This is a genomic window from Paenibacillus yanchengensis (genome assembly GCF_042684845.1).
Taxonomy (GTDB): Bacteria; Bacillota; Bacilli; order Paenibacillales; family Paenibacillaceae; genus Pristimantibacillus; species Pristimantibacillus yanchengensis.
In genome coordinates, this window is the sequence record NZ_JBHUMH010000062.1 from 114192 (window position 1) to 133982 (window position 19791).

The following is a 19791-nucleotide window of genomic DNA, read 5'->3' on the forward strand; positions in this document are numbered from 1 at the left end:
CACAGTCGCTATTCGAACGACTGCACCAAACAATAGTCATACTTTTCACATAATAAATTGCATAAATGTCGCCAAAAGTATACCGTAAGCAGCAAAAACAGAAATCAGAAAAACAGACTTGTTTTCTTCCGCTACTTCATACAGCTCCATAGCTCCAATCATCGTTACAATTAAAGTGTACAGTAAAATAATAATTATAATAGCAAGGGCAAATTTCATAGATATTATAGCGAATATTCCAGCAACGATCATCCCTGCTCCTGTTATATATTGCATAGCACCGAGCCTCGTAATTAACGCCTTCATTGTACGGCGTCTACCGCCCTTCCACAAACTAATTAGCCAAATGGAAATAAACAAAGAAAGGTTCGACATAACTCCTAGCAATAATATTCTTGCCGCCATAATTCCACCACTATATCCATTTAAAATCGATCCACTATTCATCATAAATGATAAAATAATATTAACATTTTTGCCAAACTGCCAAGACATTAACAAGCCACTAATAAAGAAGCCAACTATCGAAACTGCCAAACCAATCCAACCATATTTTGTATCCTTGTAATTATCTAGTTGCCTAGCATACAATGGATCTTTCAGTAACTTCAATAACAGCTGCATATCTACAGAGTACTTAGTGTTTTTTCCAAATGGTGGTGGCTGTTGGTTGTCCATAGGTATCCCCTCTATCTTCGATTTGAACAGCAAGTGGTGCTGCATTGATCTCTATCGTTTTCGTAGCTGCGTCCCAATCTAATTGGAAGCCGATTAATTTTTGCAAATCTTGCAGTTTAAAATAGCTACTAGAATCAATCGTATAAACAGATAGCTCTTTTAATTTACCATTCGTTTCAATTTTAAATTTGCTAGGAACAGCATCCTTTGGCTCTCTACCAGCTGTTTGTTGTAATTCCGAACCAATCGACGTATAGTTTTCTCCCGGCAGTAATTTAATTGTCCGATTACTACTATCGACAGCAATATTAAACTGTTTTTCGGTACCAGTTAATGCCGCCGCTACATCCCGTAGCTTGACATAGTTATGATCACCGATCAAATACGACATTAACATCACTTCTTCGTTGTTAACAAATACAGGACTAGATGTTGGCTTCGCCATACCATCACTATTTTGGAACATAAACAACAGATCATACACTGCAAATACTGATTTGTTCTGCTCATCAAACACTTGGAAATTAAATATATAAATATCTTCGCCGGCTATTTTTTTCAAGTTTGAGGAATTAAGTGCCGGTACACTATAAATTGCACTACCATTAGAAATCTTCGTTGTTACTAAACCTAAATCGCCGTTATAGTAACCTTTGGGCTGTGACTTCAAGCGATAGGCTTTTTTACTTTTTGTTACCACTTCAAACAAAGAGTATGTTCCGTCTTTATTTTTTTCTGGTGCTTCGACAACAACTACATTCAGTTTTTTCTTTTTGCCATCATTATGCTCTACTGTTACTTCATCATGTTTAATAAAGCCTGGTACAATAACTTGATATCCTGATGCAGGGTCTATTAAATCAAACGCGGTACCATCTAGACGAGCGGCAAGCGACGTCGCTGAAAATAACTGAACAACAATGAAAGCTGCTATCATCATCGTTATATATTTTGTATAATGCTTCATATTTACCTCCCAAAGAAAGTCTAGGCTATTAAGCGTTACTAATTATGATAACTTAAAACCACGCAACTTTCTATCCTATTGAGACCGACTTTAGAACTAATTTCCAGCGGTTAATTATACCAATGTTGTAAAACTAGTACGTATAGCTTTGCCAATCTACCACTTGCTCATTAATAGTTGCTTCCCAAGTGGCTTGCTCTAGCTTTTCAGCTAACTGTAATTTTTCACCAGCGCTCGTTACATATACTACTTCCAAGCTGTCTGCTGCTATTTTTAATGCATGTTGGCGCATCACGGCAGCAAATTGTTGCACATCTTCCATATTTCTTTCCCTAGCTTCTTGCTTACTCATAACTTCTATAGCAACGGCATGATTGGAGCCTTCACTAATGATCCGCCATGCATTCGCACGTTGTTCTGCTTGATAGGGATGCTGCAAATGAACTGCAATATAGTTATCACCACACATGCCATATAGGGCTAATGGTTCATGTAACCATGTGCCATGTGGTAGGCAACCAACAATGTATGGATGTTCCGACCCACAGTCATCATATACAGCAAGTACTGCACCTTTGTTGTAAACAACTTGTTCGACATCACTTTGGTGACGCCAATCTTCGGAATCTTTGCCCGCGAAATGTACACCAGGATGGAAAAAATAAGCCCGATTAGCTTTTCCATCACCTGTAGCCGGCAGCGTAATTGCCCAGCGCATTTGCTCGTTATCAAATTCTGTTGCCCGCTCCCACATTCCACCTACAGCATAACAATCGGTCATATAGACGTAGCTGTGCAGCACATCATAATTAGAAGCTTGTGGTTTAGGAGCAACCAGCCTTTGAAGCGTATGAGGATATTGTCTTTCTGTAAGTAGTTGCATCGCTTCCGCTGGAGCAGCTGAGTAGAGTAAGCCAGCATATTCTATTCTAGGTACTACCGTTGGAAATGGAATATCACCAAATTGTACGTAATCAAATAACACGTTGCCATCGGCTGGCAGATCATGTGGTAAACTGCGAGAATGCGGACCCACCCAAGCTCCTTGCCAATAATAATGCGCTCGTTCATACCATAAATAATCAAGCATTTCTTTTATTGTTTGTACAATATCGTCACGCTCTACAATATAATATGCACTTGTAAACGACTGTACCCAATGCCAAAACCACGGTAGACATCCATATTCCGTCATACCTACTTGTTTAATACGTTGCAGCGTTTCTGTTAAGCATTGGTTTCCCTCTTCCAGCAAAGCTTCATCTTGAAAAAGTGTACCATAAATCAGTTTGGCAGCTGTATATTTTGCTTCATGATGGTTGTAATGGACCATTGGTACTTTGTAAAAGTCACTCTTGTGCAACGTTGTTAACGTTACGTTCAGTTCAAGCTGTAGTTCTGGAGATAAGTAAGGTCTATACTGTTTGTTAAAATAAGCGAGCAACAACCCCATCAATTCTGCTGGCAACGTATTTTTAGGAGCCTCCGTAGGTTCCGGGTGTGCGTTAAGTGGCCAATGCCCATAAGTTGTACTGCCCACTTGTCGATCTTGCAATCGCAGCAATTGAAGCAATACTTTTTCTGCCAATCTTCTCGCTTCTTCTTTGTTCCAACTAGTCGTCAAGGACGGGAGAGTGGCAGCAGCTATAATATACGAGGCATCGTAAAAATTGTTACGTATATCGTGATGATGCCATAAACCACTTGCAAGCAAAGGCTGCTCTAACGCTCGCTCCGCACTAAAATAAATAATTTTTTCCATTCTTGTCGCAGCAGTCTCTTTCATACTAACACTACCTTTTTCACTTTTATTCATTATCTCACCTCATCGTTACTGTCACGTTGATTGTAGCCATGATAGTTTATATTTGCAAGAAGCAATATATCCACATATATACATAAACAAATAAACTGGTCTAACAAACCTGTTACTAGGCTTGTAGACCAGTTTACTCTGTTTTACTATTCCGCCATTACTTTACACATATCATTCGTGAATTGTACAGGATCTTCTATTGGCAATCCTTCGATTAATAACGCTTGGTTATAAAGTAAGTTCGTATATAGCTCGAACTTTTCTTGATCTTCCGTATGCACTTTTTTCAGTGCTTGGAAAATACTATGATTTACGTTAACTTCCAATACTTTTTCGGCTTGAACATTTTGATTATCTGGCATTTGACTAAGTACTTTTTCCATCTCAATCGTTACTTCGCCTTCCGCAGTTAAGCAGACAGGGTGTGAACGAAGACGTTTGGAAACACGAACACTTTTTACTTTATTCGCTAACAAACTACTCATTTGCTCGAACAACTCTTTATTTTCTTCATTCGCTTGTTCTGTAGCTTCATCCTGTGTTTCCTGTTCAATCCCAAGATCGCCGCCAGATACGGAACGGAATTCTTTTTCTTTGTAAGCTGCAATTATTTTGATCGCAAACTCATCAATATCTTCTGTCAAATACAATATTTCGTAACCTTTATCTGCTACTAGCTCTGTTTGTGGCAAACGAGCAATCCGTTCAATAGATGGACCTGTAGCGTAATATATATACTTTTGCTCTTCTGGCATTCGTTCTACATATTCTGCAAGTGTTACTAGCTTTTCTTCTTTTGAAGAGTAGAACATTAGTAAATCTTGCAGCTCTTCTTTATTAGCACCATAGTCGTTGTAAACACCAAACTTCAACTGACGACCAAATGATTCATAAAACTTCAAATAGTTATCACGCTCATCTTTGAGCATCGTTTGTAGTGTTGATTTAATACGGTTTTTGATATTTTTCGCTATTAGTTTTAACTGGCGATCGTGTTGCAACATTTCTCGGGAAATATTTAGCGATAAATCTTCCGAATCTACCATACCTTTGACGAAACTAAAGTAATCTGGCAGCAAATCCGAGCTTTTTTCCATAATTAATACGCCATTAGAATATAGCTCTAGCCCTTTTTCATACTCTTTGGAGTAAAAATCAAATGGAATGCTTCCAGGAATATAAAGAATCGAACGATATACGACAGCACCATCTGCACTAATATGAATGTGCTTCAACGGCTGATCGAAGCCATAACGTTTTTCATTATAGAAATTCGTGTAATCCTGATCCGTTAATTCATTACGGTTACGACGCCAAATTGGAACCATACTATTGAGCGTTTGCTCTTCTGTATATTCTTCAAATTCACCTTCCGCATCTTCTTTTGGTCGGCTACTCGTCATCTCCATTTTAATGGGATATTTGATGAAATCAGAGTATTTCTTTATAATAGCGCGCAAACGATACTGCTCCAAAAACTCATCGTAGTTATCATCTTCTGTATTTTCTTTTATCTTCATATAAATGTCTGTACCTACGGAATCTTTCGTAGCTTCTGTAATCGTGTAGCCATCTGCTCCTTGTGATTCCCAAGCGTATGCTTTGTCACTACCTAGCGCTCTACTAATTACTTTAACAGTATCAGCTACCATAAATGCCGAATAGAAACCGACACCAAACTGCCCGATAATATCGTGACCGTCTTTTAGTTCCGTTTCTTTTTTGAACGCTAATGAACCACTTTTCGCAATAACACCTAAATTCGCTTCTAGCTCTTCTGGTGTCATACCAATTCCTGTATCACTAACAATTAATGTTCTGTTATCTTTATCCACTGAAATTTTAACAAAATAATTATCCTTATCAAAAACGAGATTATCGTCCGTTAACGCTTTGTAGTAAATTTTGTCGATCGCATCACTTGCGTTTGAGATAAGTTCACGCAAAAATATTTCACGCTGCGTGTAGATCGAATTAATCATCATTTCTAACAATCGTTTAGACTCTGCTTGAAACTGTTTTACTTCCAACGGTAACTCTCCCTTCAATTATAAAAGATATTCCTTGATATAGGTGGTGTCTACTATGTAGTAGTAATAACTGTTCTACCTGCAATAGCCATATTAGCACTCATATGAAGTGAGTGCCAATATCTATTTTTATATCATTGAACCGCAGGAAAGTCAATACGTTTACATGTTTTACTCCGTTTACTTTGGAAAACAGTATAAATACAAGGGAGCATTGGTTGACCTCAAGTTTAAGAAAAATTTATTTATACAGCTGGTAGTAAAAGAATTTAGATACTTTAAAATAGTAAATTAGCCCCTAGTATTTTTTAAAAAACCATTTATAGTAGATATTGCATTTAAAAGGGTTGATTTTCCTTTTTTAGCGCACAATTAATCTTCTCTATTATTTAACATACAAGACGGCGGGTAATTTAGTTAAATTTGGAACAGTATTCTCTAATTAGAAAAGGAGTAGAAAAAATGAAACTAAAATTAATAGTACCAACAATTGCATTGGTAGCAGTAATTGGAGGCAGTATATTAACCTATAATCAAAGTTATGCAGATAAAAGCCAACATCTCGGAGTGATTGAAGAAATTCAATCAGAATTCAATGCCCCTACATTGGATCAAAAAAACGAAATAATTAACGATGAGCTTATATTACCTACTATTGATGGCAGTCCTTTTAAGAGCGTTGATCTACAAACAACTGACATAAGGATCCCACTTGATCTTGCTGGAAATACCATTCAAAAACTATTATCATCAAATGAGGAAAATGAGACAGGTATTCTCAAACTAACCGAGGTTCGTGGTTTGCAGCAAGACAATTCAGTTATTGCTTACTATCAACTCACTGATGGTTATCATGAAGTTATCCTATCCCAGACTGAAAATACATTCGGCGGACAAAAAAGAGCCGTAGAAGCAACTGTAGCAAATTATAACATTGATGATGTTAAGATAATTGAACATGAGGGATATACCATTGTCATTGAGGATTCCTCTATCAGAAAGCAAGTTCATGTAATTTCAGAAAGTCATTATTTCACTATAGCTTCGCCAGGTACCCATAATCTTGATCTTTTATTAGATATTGCAAGTAAAATTAAAGTGTCTTAATCTAGTAGGAGGGAGCGCCTAGCTCCCGACCTCTCACACCACCGTACATACCGTTCGGTATACGGCGGTTCATGAATTATTCCGTAATACGTTATACCTGTCCGTTAAACTCTTTTTTCTTAGAGACGCCTAGTGCGACTAGCTTCTTCACCTTTGTTCGTGGTAATTTCCACTGTTTCCATATGCACATGCGTAGTCTTCTTCGTGTCCATTCATCCAACTCCTTGAATACCGTCTTGGTATCTACTAGCGCGTAATATCCACACCATCCTGTTAGGTACTGGTTAAGTTTCTTGATCCGCTGTTCTATTGGAATGGGACTTTTCCGCGACGTGATCTCTTTGATCCGCGCTTTCACTCGTTGCAAGGATGCTTTAGAGATTTTCACCTTTGGATTTGCTTTGTCCCAGCTAAACGTAAACCCTAGAAACTTTCGCTTCCATGGTCGGTCAACCGCACTTTTTTCTGAGTTCACCTTGAGTTTAAGCTTCTTTTCAATAAACTGCGTGACCGATTCTTTCACTCGCTTACCTGCTTTCCACGTTTTCACGTAGATGTTACAGTCGTCCGCATAGCGAACGAATCGCAGGTTGCGCTTCTCTAGTTCCTTATCCAGTTCGTCTAGGACGATATTCGATAATAATGGACTTAGTGGACCTCCTTGCGGAGCTCCCTCCATCGTTGGCTCGACGAGTCCATTCACCATCACGCCTGATTGTAGATACTTTCGGATAAGTTTCAATAACGGTTTATCCGTTATTTTTTCCGCTAGTCTCGCCATTAAACGGTCATGGTGAACACGGTCGAAGAATTTCTCTAAGTCAAGATCTACCACGATTCGGTAGCCTTCTTGCAGGAATGTTCTTGCTTTCCTGACCGCATCATGTCCTCGCCTTTGTGGACGAAAGCCATAACTATGTTCCGAGAACATCGGGTCAAATACAGAGGTTTGCGTGATTGCTTGCTGAATGAGACGGTCTGTCACGGTAGGTATGCCTAAGAACCTTGTTCCGCCACTCGGTTTCGGGATTTCGACCCGACGGACTGGACTTGGCTCATAAGTTCCATTTTCTATGCTTTCTCGGATCATCTGCCAGTTTTGTTGCAGGTGTCTGCGTAATGTTTTTACCGACATTCCATCTACTCCGTGGCTTCCTTTGTTTGTCTCGACACGATCTAGTGCCGATAGCATATTGGCTCGTGACAATACTTGCTCGATCATCTCTCGGTACACTCCTTACGTGAATGTTTCTTCTCTTGGTGCCGCTGATAGACTAAGCCCTTCCCAGTACCCTCGCGTATTCACCGCTACTTTCCTGAGATAAGTCCTTTCGGATTGTCTACTGTCGTCATCTACCCTCGAACGTTAAGTTAATCCATTCCTATTTCATGTTCAGTCCTTCCGCAGGTTGTTGCAACAACCTGCGTACTATGACCTCTGCTGACTTCTGCACATTCAACATGGCTTCACAGCCTTGCTTACAACATTACCGTTGCTTATGTACAGATCTCCCCAGGTAAGAATGCTATCTTCCTCTCCATCTATCTGCTTCATTTACTCTCGTACGCCTTCGGCAGTATGGACTTTGACTTGTATTGCAGCCTCATCCAACGCACGCTAGCCTTATATGAAGTTCGTGTTCCTCAGACCGGAGATTTGCCGCCGGCTTCCTTCAGATTCCACCTCGCGATGAACACCCTTGCCTTGAGCTATGGCTACTACTGCCTTCACCATTCGGGACTTGAACCCTAGAGATACAGCCCATGCTGGGCGCACAATAATAAGAGGGTTACCATTTTCTTGGTCACCCTCTTATTCTGAAGATATTAATTAATATTAATTACTACTCTTTTAATTTTACAGACCATGCGATATATCCTATCCCAACAATCAAACAAATCACTTCCGGAATGATTGTATACGGTTGACTAACATACTGTAATGAAAATTCAACCGACAAATGTAATTCCTGCTGCTCTTTTATTCATCTAAAGCCTCCTATGAGGATGGTCTTGTAGCAGAAGCACATTATTTAATAATGTACTCTCCATCCGTTTTTTACTTTCATTATAATATTATAGTAAATTTTCTAAATAATTCAAAGGTAATAGGCGAGTGTAGTAGGATTTTATACGATAAAACGTACAAACATTTAAATAAGTACCGGAAGAGATCAAGTTTATACGAAAATTCATATAAAGTGACCCCGCTAGTAGGTTGATCGTAATGGTTTTATACGATAAAACGTACAAACGTTCGTAATTTTGCCATCCAGAATGTCACTTTATACGATAAAACGTACAAACTTACCGCTTCATTCGTTGAACTTGAACATGTTCTAGTTGTGACAAGGAATAACATTAATAGTATATAAAATTATGTGGTTTTCAGTCATGTCCTAGTGTAAATTAATAAATTACTTTTATGCTATAAAGCAGTTAATGAATGGTATAATGTGTTAAAACAATCTAATGGAGGGTGTCTTATATGTCAGGTTACCAATTACAATATAATGCCGCCGCCAAACGCTGGGAAGAAGCTTTGCCACTTGGTAATGGCAGACTTGGTGCTATGGTGTTTGGTAAAGTAAAAAACGAAAAAATTAGTTTAAATGAAGATTCGATTTGGGCAGGTGGACCAGTCTATAACAATAATCCAGATGCTACTACTTACATGGAACAAATTCGGACGCTACTACTTGAGGGTAAACAAGCGGAAGCAGAATATTTGAGCAATATGGCATTGCTCAGTTCACCACGCTACTTGCAGCCTTATTTGCCACTCGGTGATTTGCACCTCTATTTTGCTAACCATGATCGAGCTGCTGTGCAAAACTATAGTCGTTCCCTCGATTTGCAACAATCAGTTGCCTATACGCGTTATGAGCTAAATGGTGTGACGTATAGACGAGAACATTGGGCTAGTGCCGCCGATCAAGTCATCGTTATCCGTTTGACTGCAAGTCAAACAGGAAGTTTGACGTTTAATGCTAATTTGATGCGTCGACCTTATGATAGCGGTTGCGAAGTTTTACAGCCAAATCGAGTAGTGATGCATGGCAATGGTGGAGTCAACGGCGTTCGTTTTTGTGCTGTACTACATATTGAACAAACCGGCGGAACGGTACAAACAATCGGTGATTCGATAGCCGTCCAGCAAGCGGACAGCGCAACGATCTATTTGACCGCACAATCCACTTTTCGTCATGATGAACCACTAGCCATATGCGAGCAGCAGCTACAGCAAGCGATTGCTAAATCTTACGAGCAATTAAAAAATGATCATATAACAGATTACCAACGTTTGTTTAATCGAGTCACCTTGGAATTATCCGATGATACAGAGGAGTCTAATCAAGCATCTAAGCTGATGACAAACGAACGGTTAACTAGACGGAAAGAAGGAAAAGCAGACCCTCATTTAGACGCATTATATTTCCATTTCGGACGCTACTTACTTATCGCTAGTTCTCGTAGTGGGAAGCTTGCCCTTCCGGCTAATTTACAAGGAATCTGGAATAATAGCTTTACCCCATCATGGGAATCCAAATATACGATTAATATCAATTTGCAAATGAACTATTGGCCAGCAGAAGTATGTCATTTATCCGAATGTCATGAGCCACTGTTCGATCATCTAGAACGTATGCAACCGAACGGAAGACAAACAGCCAAAGAAGTATACGGATGTGAGGGGTTTGTCGCTCATCATAATACGAGCATCTGGGCTTCCACCCATATCGAAGGAATGTCTGTTACTTCCGCAGTATGGCCAATGGGTGCAGCTTGGCTCGCCCTCCACTTTTATGAACACTATCGCTATCATTTGGATGCTACCTTTTTAGCAGAACGTGCTTATCCGATCATGAAAGATGCCGCCTTATTTTTACTGCAATATTTAACAATTGATGAGCAAGGGAGACGGATTAGCGGACCTTCAACTTCACCAGAAAATACATTTATATTACCTAATGGGGAACGTGGCGTGCTATGTATGGGACCTGCGATGGATAGTCAAATTACGTATGCGTTATGGACTGCTTGTATACAGGCAAGTGAAATATTAAACATGGACGAATCTTTCCGCAAAGACTTACAAACAGCGCTATCGACTATACCATCCCCTACTATCGGAAAGTATGGACAAATTATGGAATGGATAGAAGACTACGAAGAACGTGAACCTGGGCATCGTCATGTCTCCCATCTTTTCGCTCTATCACCAGGAGAGCAGATTGATTTGTACCGTACACCAGAACTTGCAGCAGCAGCAAAAGTAACTTTGGAGCGTAGATTAGCTAGTGGCGGTGGACATACAGGTTGGAGTGGTGCGTGGTTAACTCATTTTTGGGCCAGATTAGGCGAAGGGGAACGTGCTTATAAACAGTTCGATCATTTATTGACCGATTCCACGTATCCTAACTTATTCGACTCCCATCCTCCATTTCAAATCGACGGTAATTTCGGAGGTACAGCAGCGGTTGCCGAGATGTTACTGCAATCACATCATAATGAAATTATTTTGCTGCCCGCACTACCAGTCGCCTGGAAAAATGGAGAAGTCCGTGGTTTAAAAGCAAGAGGTGCAGTTGAAGTAGCTATTCGTTGGAATAATCATACATTAGTTGAGGGACAATTACTGGTGAACCACACGCAGATGTGCCACTTACGTACCGCTCATCCTTATCATATCGTGTGCAACGATCAAGTCATTTCATCTACCTATAACGATGGGTTGCAACAATTTACTGTCGAAGCAGGAAAAACCTACATTATTACATTACAGTAATCTCGATAATAACGATTCTTCTAATACTAATATGTAAACATAAAGTAGCTTGTCTCACTACTATTCCGTAGTCGAGCAAGCTATTTTTTCAATATAAAATATACCATTCGACTCAGTACAAACCTTTTTGTAGTATTTTCTTAATATTTTTATGTATTTAATCTAGATTGTAGCCGTTATCAAAACTTTATGTTCCAACCATACGCTAATCCATGCTATAAATGAATTCTATGAACTAACTATTTTAAAGGGGGGCCTATTATTATATGCAATCGATAAAAAATCGGCGTATTTTTATTACCATTTTAATTTCATACTTGTTTATGTTAATCGTTCCTCTCATCGTCCTGATTATTAGTTATCACTCTTTTACAGCTAATACGGTGCGACAGGCAGGGAAATCTACGGTACATATTTTGAACCACACCCAACAAATTATGAATGAAAACTTCAAAAACATAGAGCACATGATGCTAAGATTAACACAAGAACCGCTAGTACAACAATTTTTAACTGCTGGCAAACAATTAGACAAACATAATAAATATGATCTATCTCGGTTAATTGAACTATTAAATCGAACAAAAAGTCAAAACAAATCGATTAAAGCGATTTATATTTACTACAATCGATCCGATATGGTCGTCACCGATAGTACCAGATTTGATAAAGATAGCTTCTATACGGAGCATGGTTTTGGGCAGGAAAAAAGTCTCGAAAGCTGGAAACAAAAATTAGCTAGCCCACACACGTTAGAATATGTCCCTGCTACGCTAAATGATACCGAAACACGAACTTCATCCATTGCGCTCATGCAATCTATTAACTTATATCCCAATCAAGAATCCTATGCCAATATCGAATTTCTAATGGATACATCTGAATTACTGGCATTAATGGAAAACGCTTTCTCCAACGGATCTGGCAGCGTCTATCTCATCAATGCAACTACCGATCAATTATTGTTAGCAAGTAGGGATAAACAACTAGAGTCCAACTTTTCTATCGACCACTTAAAAACAATGAATGTAGCGGCTAATAGTTATACGCAACAAGACGATACACTTATCTTTCACGTCCAAAATGAATCCTTTAATAAAAAACTGATGGCGGTCATTCCCTTTGAATATATTGCAAAACAAGCGGCGATTGGCAAAACATCGTTTACTTTTTTATTGACTTTTATGATTGTAGGAAGTTTATTTATTGCCTATCTGTTAGCAAGTCTAAGTTATAAGCCTGTAAAAAATATGGTGCAACGTTTAAAAACTATCGTACAAGCCGAAAATAGCGACACCAAAATCGAAAAAAACGAACTGGATTTTATCGCTACTGTAGCGGAACAAGGTTGGCTCCAAAAACGAGAAAGAGAACTGTTATTGCAACAACAAATTCCGGTCGTCCGTAATCAAATGCTCATTCAATTATTGCAAAATAAAGCCGTTCATACCCATGCAGCAAGTCTAAATTCCGTTGGTGTTCATTTTGAACATGACTCCTTTCAATGTTTACTTATTCATATTGATGAGTTTGCGGAGATTACATGGGGGGAACGAAATTTAACCAAATTCGCCATCGGCAACATACTAGAACATTTACTTCAACCTTATTACCCGAGCCCACTTATCGATTTGCAAATTAATCGAATTGCCTTTTTGCTTAACGTTCCAACGACGAAGCCATTAGAGCTGGCTAATTTAATTACTACTTGTACACAAGGCAGTGAATTTATCTCTGACAAATACAAGTCTAAAATAACGATTACGATTGGCGGATTACAGCAAAACTTCGATGGTGCTGCTATTTCTTATCAGGAAGCGGTAAAAACAATGGAGTATTGTTTATTTCGTGGTCTAGATACCGTTACTGCCTTCGAGCAAACGACTGCTGATCATTCACAAACAAACTATTACTATCCACCCAAATTAGAGTTAATGCTTATTCATGCGATAAATAAAGGTGATAACAAACGGACGAATGAACTACTTGACGAAATATTTGCTCATAATGAACAACAATCCAATCGTCACCTTTCTTTAAGTATTATCCGTTATTTTTATTTTGAGTTAATGGGAACTGGTCTGAACATATTAAATACGATATCTGTTCCGATGGAAGATGTGTTTGAACAAAGCAATAATCCGTATGAACAGTTATTAACATGTGAATCAATTGATCAGATGAAACAAGTGCTACGCCGTATATTCGAACAATTGTGCAACTATATGGAAGAACAGAAAAAGGGACGCAGCTTAAATAATGCCGAAAAGATGATCACTTACTTGCAAGAAAACTTTAACAATTCAGAGATGAGTCTCAATTTGTTAGCCGATGTATTTCAGCTACACGCTGCTTATGTGTCGAACATGCTGAAGGAGCAAACTGGTCGTAACTTTGTCGACATATTACAAGAACTTCGTATTCAAGAAGCAAAACGATTGCTAACTGAAAGTAACGAAACATTACAAATTATTGCTGAAAAAATTGGTTACTCCAACAACGTCGTCATGAGTCGTAATTTTAAAAAACTAGTCCATATGACACCAGGCGAGTACCGAAACACCTATAAACAAAAGACTTCTGACCTTTCTTAAAAAAATACTCTTTAAAAAAAGCTATCACTTTTCTTAATTTTGAACCTATTATCTGATCAATTAGCGGCTAGAAGCACCACTTTTTCCTTGTTATAGTTAGCGTAAAGTTACAACAAGAAGGAAGTGAAGCGATTGTACAAACAAGAAAATTTACTTACACGTTTGAGGAAGGATCTAAAAAAACATCATATCATCTATTTAATCGCATTGCCCGGTATGCTCTACTACATTCTTTATTACTACTGGCCGATGCTTGGCATTTCGATTGCTTTCAAATCATTTCATGCTGTCGATGGCATTTGGAATAGCCCTTGGGTAGGTATCGATCATTTCCATGCTTTTTTTGACAGTTACTATTTTGTCAGAATATTAAAGAATACAATAATCATTAGTTTGTACTCGATAGTATTTGGGTTTCCTGCACCGATTATTTTAGCCTTACTATTGAACGAAATTAATAAAACATTTTTTAAACGAATCGTGCAAACGGTTACTTATATGCCCCACTTTATCTCGATTGTAGTTGTATCCAGTATGTTAATTGCTTTTACACAAAAAGATGGTTTATTCAATGACATTATCGGATTATTCGGAGGTACGAAAGATAATTGGTTACTAAATAGTAATTGGTTTCGAACGATCTATGTCAGTTCCGATATTTGGCAAGAGCTTGGCTGGGGATCCATTATTTACTTAGCTGCACTCGCTGGTATAGATAACAGTCTATATGAAGCTGCCAGAATGGATGGAGCTAGTCGCTGGCGTCAACTATGGCACATTACATTACCTGGTCTTATCCCTACCATTATTATTTTGCTCATTTTGCGAATGGGTGCGGTGATGAATGTTGGCTTCGAAAAAATCATTCTTCTCTACTCACCAGCAACTTATGAAACAGCCGATGTTATCTCCACCTTTGTATACAGAAAAGGAATTCTAGAGGCGAACTATAGTTATGCTACAGCAATTGGATTATTTAATTCATTCGTTAACTTAGGTATTTTGCTGGCGGCGAATAAATTAAGTAAAAAGTATACTAACTCTGGTCTATTCTAACTAACATTTCCTACAAAGGAGGCTATAAAAATGTCAACCAAACTCGGCGGACGAATTTTCGATATTTTCAATTACAGCATTATGATTCTACTTATGATTGCTTGTCTCTATCCTTTTCTCTTAATTGTATTTTATTCCTTAAGTGACCCGGCAGAGCTTACACAAGCGAGTAGCTTTCTTTATAAACCGCTAGGGCTACAATTTGAAGCTTATAAAGCAGTTTTTCAGAACAAAATGATTATGAGCGGATATCGTAACACTTTATTCTATGTGACGGTCGGAACAACTTTGAATGTATTCATTACAGTTATGCTAGCTTATGCATTATCTCGGCGTGGTCCTATGCTTCTACCATTCATGACGATGATGATTGTTGTTACGATGTTCTTTAGCGGCGGTTTAATTCCGACTTATCTAGTCATGAAACAACTTGGTATTGTCAACACATGGCTTGCGATGATCGTACCTGGATTAGTCATTACTTATAATTTAATTATCGTTAGAACCTACTTCAAATCGATTCCTGAAGAATTGGAAGAATCCGCTCGCATCGATGGAGCCAACGAATTTGTCATTATGTTACGAATTATGATGCCACTGTCTATGCCAATCATAGCCGTCATGATTTTGTATTATGGCGTAGGGCACTGGAACGCTTGGTTTAACGCTTCTATTTATTTGACGAAAACGAATTTATTCCCACTCCAACTCGTACTTCGTAACATTTTGATAGCTGGAGATACCAATGAATTGCTAGCAACTTTAGGAACGATAAAAGGTCGAGATATGACAGAAATCGTCAAGTATGCTGCAATCGTCGTCACCACCGCACCAATTTTAGCACTATATCCTTTTCTTCAAAAACATTTCGTTAAAGGGATTATGATAGGTGCTTTAAAAGGATAAATGCTTGTCCAACTATAAAGGAGGCCGATAATTATGATAGTAAACAAACAGAGAAAGAAAAATTCCATCATCGTACAGCTTGTTGTTTTAACCATGTTAGTTTCACTTATTGCTGCTTGCGGCGGTAACGGTAACAATGGCGGTAAAACGAATACTGCTACCAATGCAACGGAGCAACCCGGAAATAGCAGTACTGTAGAACCAGGTGCTGGAAGCTCTTCAGGGAAAATTACAGACAAACCAATTACACTAAAGTGGTACCAAGTCAACTATGCCGGTGCTGAACTGACAAACATGGGAGAATCAGCAGGCTTCAAAGAAATTGAACGTCGAACTGGTGTCAAAATCGAATGGCAGCATCCGCCATCTGATGATCAAATTAATTTAATGCTAGCTTCTGGTGAATATCCTGATGTGATCTTTTGGAATTTCGGTAGTGTAAACCGCGGACTAAAAGGATTAATTGATGATGGTGTAGCTATTAAACTTAACGATCTTATTGAGCAACATGCTCCCAATTACAAAGCACAATTAGATAAATATCCAGAAATTAAAAAAATGGCAATTATGAACGATGGAACAATGCCTGCTTTTTATCAGCTTGATCCAGATCCAAAAAGACTAGCTTACTCTGGACATTACTTACGTAAAGACTGGTTAGACAAGTTGAACTTAACGCCACCAACTACCATTGACGAGTGGTACACTGTGCTAAAATCATTTAAAGATGGCGACCCGAACGGTAATGGTCAGCCCGATGAAATTCCTTATTCTATCGCAAAAGTAAACGGTGGAGTGCTAGGTGGAGGAACGTCTGGTATTACAGAATTTGCAGCTGCTTGGGGAGTACTGGACGGTTTTTACCACCACCCAGATACGAACACATTAGCTTATGGACCAATCGAGCCAGCATTTAAAGACTTCTTAACAACGATGAATCAGTGGTATGCCGAAGGTTTAATTGATTCCGAGTATGCTTCAACGGATGGTAAAAGTAGAGATACCAAAATACAAGGAAATTTGCTAGGTTCTACTTATGGCTTTATTGGCAGCGGTATTGGTAACAATACAAGTGCAGCTCGTCCGAACAACCCAGACTTCACCCTATTAGGTGTTACACCACCGGTAGGACCAGCAGGTAAACCATACAACTATACGAACGACCTCGTCCAAAAAGTTGGTTTGCAAGGTATTATTACAAAAAGTAATCCTTATCCAGTAGAAACGGTGAAATTTTTAGATTACTTGTATTCGGAAGAAGGACAAGAAATTCTTAACTGGGGAATTGAAGGCGAAAGCTATACGAAAGTAGATGGCAAAAAACAGTTTACGGACAATATTTTAAACAATCCAGATGGCAAATCTCCAAGTCAAGCGATTGCACACTATGCATTCCCGATCAACGGCTTTACAAAAACAATGGAATTCGAGCCATATAGCCAAATCAACCTTGTATTACCTGAACAAAAACAGTCAGCAGAAAACTGGGCAAAAGGTGATACGACTTTAAATACACCTGTTAGCTTAGAATTTTCATCTAGCGACTCTGCTACACTAACGCCGATGATGGCTGACATTAATACGTACAAAACAGAAATGATCTTAAAGTTTATTATGGGTGTTGAACCAATCGATAAATTTGATGATTTCGTCAAACGTTTAAAACAAATGGGAATCGAAGAAGCGCTTTCCCTATACCAAGCTGCTTATAATGATTTTAATGCAAGAAAATAATTGTCGTAAGTAAACAGTGCAGCAACAGAAGATCGTTCTCTATTCTTTCTTCTGTTGCTCTCTTATTTATAACGTGCTATATCCATAGGAATGAATACTACACGAAAGTAGGTTATTACGATGAATAGTCTTCAATTGTTATATAATACAGAATCGACCTCTTGGGAAGAAGCACTACCTCTTGGCAATGGTCGATTAGGAGCTATGGTTTTTGGAAAAGTGTTTCATGAGAAGATTAGTTTAAATGAAGATTCTATTTGGGGCGGCGGACCAGTACACGCTAACAATCCTGATGCTGCAACTCATATGGATACGATTCGTCAATTACTACGTGATGGTAAACAAGCGGATGCAGAATATTTAAGTAATATGGCTCTACTTAGTTCTCCTCGTTATTTGCAGCCCTATTTGCCACTGGGCGATATGCAGATATATATGGCTAATCACGACACTAAAAATGTACAACAGTACTCTCGGTCGTTAGACTTACGGAAAGCGATTGCCTATACGAGTTATGAATTAAATGGTGTCTCGTATGTACGAGAATATTTGGCAAGTGCCGAAGATCAGGTCATCGTTATTCGAATGACAGCAAGTAAACCCGGTAGTTTGACGTTCAACGCTAACGTGATGCGTCGTCCTTATGATAGCGGTTGCGAAATATTGCAACAAAATCGAGTGGTCATGCATGGGAATAGCGGGGTGAACGGTGTACAATTTTGCGCTGTACTGCATATCGAAAAAACTGGTGGCAGCGTACAAACAATCGGTGATTCGATAGCCGTTCATCAAGCGGACAGCGCAACAATTTATTTGGCCGCACAATCTACTTTCCGTCATGAAAATCCACTGGCAGTATGCGAGCAGCAGCTAGAGCAAGCAATTGCAAAATCTTACGAACAATTAAAAAATGACCATATCGTCGATTATCAACGTTTATTTAATCGAGTGAGCTTGGATTTATCCGATGATACAGAGGAGTCTAAACAAGCACCGAAGCTGATGACAAACGAACGACTTGCTAGACGGAAACAAGGACACGCTGATCCGAGTTTAGATGCACTCTTTTTTCATTATGGACGTTATTTATTAATATCTAGTTCACGAAGTGGCGACCGTGCCCTTCCGGCTAATTTACAAGGCATCTGGAATAACAGCTATACCCCACCTTGGGAATCAAAATATACAATTAACATTAACTTACAAATGAACTATTGGCCTGCCGAAGTATGTAATTTATCCGAATGTCATGAGCCGCTATTCGATCATTTGGAGCGAATGCAGCCCAATGGACAGCAAACAGCCAAGAAGTGTATGGTTGTGACGGATTTGTCGCTCATCATAATACGAGCATATGGGCATCCACCCATATCGAAGGAATGTATGTTAATTCAGCTATATGGCCTATGGGAGCAGCTTGGCTCGCTCTCCACTTCTATGAGCATTACCGTTATCAGTTGGATATTACCTTTTTAGCAGAACGTGCGTATCCAATTATAAAAGATGCCGCTTTATTTTTACTGCAATATTTAACGATAGATGAACAAGGAAGACGGATTAGCGGTCCATCTAGTTCACCAGAAAATACATTTGTACTTCCTAACGGTGAGCGCGGCGTATTATGTATGGCTCCTTCGATGGATAGTCAAATCACTTACGCACTGTGGACAGCTTGCATAGAAGCGAGCGAAGTATTGCATATAGATGAAGCTTTCCGAAGCGAATTACAAGCAGCATTAAGAACCATTCCGACACCTACTATCGGCAAACACGGTCAAATTATGGAATGGCTAGAGGATCATGAAGAAGACGAGCCTGGACATCGTCATGTCTCCCACCTTTTTGCGCTATCGCCGGGAGAACAAATTGATTTGTACCGTACACCAGAACTTGCTGCTGCTGCCAAAGTAACGTTAGAACGAAGACTTGCTAATGGCGGTGGGCATACGGGTTGGAGTAGTGCCTGGTTAACTCATTTTTGGGCGAGATTAGGAGAAAGTGAATTGGCGTATAAACAATTCGATCATTTATTGACCGATTCCACGTATCCTAATTTATTCGACTCCCATCCTCCCTTCCAAATCGATGGTAACTTTGGAGGTACTGCTGCCATT

The 19791-nt window shown here is 39.0% G+C and carries 11 protein-coding genes and 1 pseudogene; 7 read left to right on the forward strand and 5 right to left on the reverse strand.

The window, feature by feature from the left end:
• Positions 1-45 precede the first annotated feature (45 nt).
• From ACFSTH_RS18845 to htpG, 4 genes are all read right to left on the reverse strand, one after another.
• On the reverse strand, positions 46-678 hold the full coding sequence (locus ACFSTH_RS18845) for a hypothetical protein (protein WP_377772970.1): 633 nt from the start codon (positions 676-678) through the stop codon (positions 46-48).
• Positions 638-1645, reverse strand: coding sequence for a hypothetical protein (locus tag ACFSTH_RS18850; RefSeq protein WP_377772969.1), 1008 nt, complete (start codon positions 1643-1645; stop codon positions 638-640). The genes ACFSTH_RS18845 and ACFSTH_RS18850 overlap by 41 nt, the downstream gene beginning before the upstream one ends.
• Positions 1646-1778: 133 nt before the next feature.
• Positions 1779-3461: a hypothetical protein gene (locus tag ACFSTH_RS18855; protein ID WP_377772967.1), complete on the reverse strand. Its 1683-nt coding sequence runs from the start codon at positions 3459-3461 to the stop codon at positions 1779-1781.
• A gap of 146 nt (positions 3462-3607) precedes the next feature.
• Positions 3608-5491, reverse strand: a complete 1884-nt coding sequence (gene htpG / locus ACFSTH_RS18860) for a molecular chaperone HtpG (RefSeq protein ID WP_377772965.1) — start codon at positions 5489-5491, stop codon at positions 3608-3610.
• Between the two features lie 462 nt (positions 5492-5953).
• Between htpG and ACFSTH_RS18865 the strand changes: the two genes are divergently transcribed.
• A complete protein-coding gene (locus ACFSTH_RS18865) occupies positions 5954-6598 on the forward strand; it encodes a hypothetical protein (protein ID WP_377772963.1) in 645 nt (214 codons plus the stop codon).
• Between the two features lie 91 nt (positions 6599-6689).
• On the opposite strand, the gene ltrA is transcribed toward ACFSTH_RS18865, so the two are convergent.
• Positions 6690-7820, reverse strand: coding sequence for a group II intron reverse transcriptase/maturase (ltrA, locus tag ACFSTH_RS18870; protein WP_377772961.1), 1131 nt, complete (start codon positions 7818-7820; stop codon positions 6690-6692).
• A gap of 1266 nt (positions 7821-9086) precedes the next feature.
• Here ltrA and ACFSTH_RS18875 point away from each other — a divergent pair.
• The 6 genes and pseudogenes from ACFSTH_RS18875 to ACFSTH_RS18900 all read left to right on the forward strand — a co-directional run.
• Positions 9087-11387: a glycoside hydrolase family 95 protein gene (locus ACFSTH_RS18875; protein WP_377772959.1), complete on the forward strand. Its 2301-nt coding sequence runs from the start codon at positions 9087-9089 to the stop codon at positions 11385-11387.
• A 266-nt stretch (positions 11388-11653) separates the two neighbouring features.
• Positions 11654-13981, forward strand: a complete 2328-nt coding sequence (locus ACFSTH_RS18880; RefSeq protein ID WP_377772957.1) for a helix-turn-helix domain-containing protein — start codon at positions 11654-11656, stop codon at positions 13979-13981.
• A 132-nt stretch (positions 13982-14113) separates the two neighbouring features.
• Positions 14114-15037: an ABC transporter permease gene (locus tag ACFSTH_RS18885; protein WP_377772955.1), complete on the forward strand. Its 924-nt coding sequence runs from the start codon at positions 14114-14116 to the stop codon at positions 15035-15037.
• A gap of 30 nt (positions 15038-15067) precedes the next feature.
• Positions 15068-15943, forward strand: coding sequence for a carbohydrate ABC transporter permease (locus ACFSTH_RS18890; RefSeq protein ID WP_377772953.1), 876 nt, complete (start codon positions 15068-15070; stop codon positions 15941-15943).
• A gap of 33 nt (positions 15944-15976) precedes the next feature.
• The gene (locus ACFSTH_RS18895; protein WP_377772951.1) at positions 15977-17677 is read left to right on the forward strand and encodes an extracellular solute-binding protein; all 1701 of its coding nucleotides are present in this window, start codon (positions 15977-15979) and stop codon (positions 17675-17677) included.
• Positions 17678-17797: 120 nt separating this feature from the next.
• A pseudogene (locus ACFSTH_RS18900) lies at positions 17798-19743 on the forward strand (glycoside hydrolase family 95 protein); the annotation flags it as partial.
• Between the last annotated feature and the right edge of the window lie 48 nt (positions 19744-19791).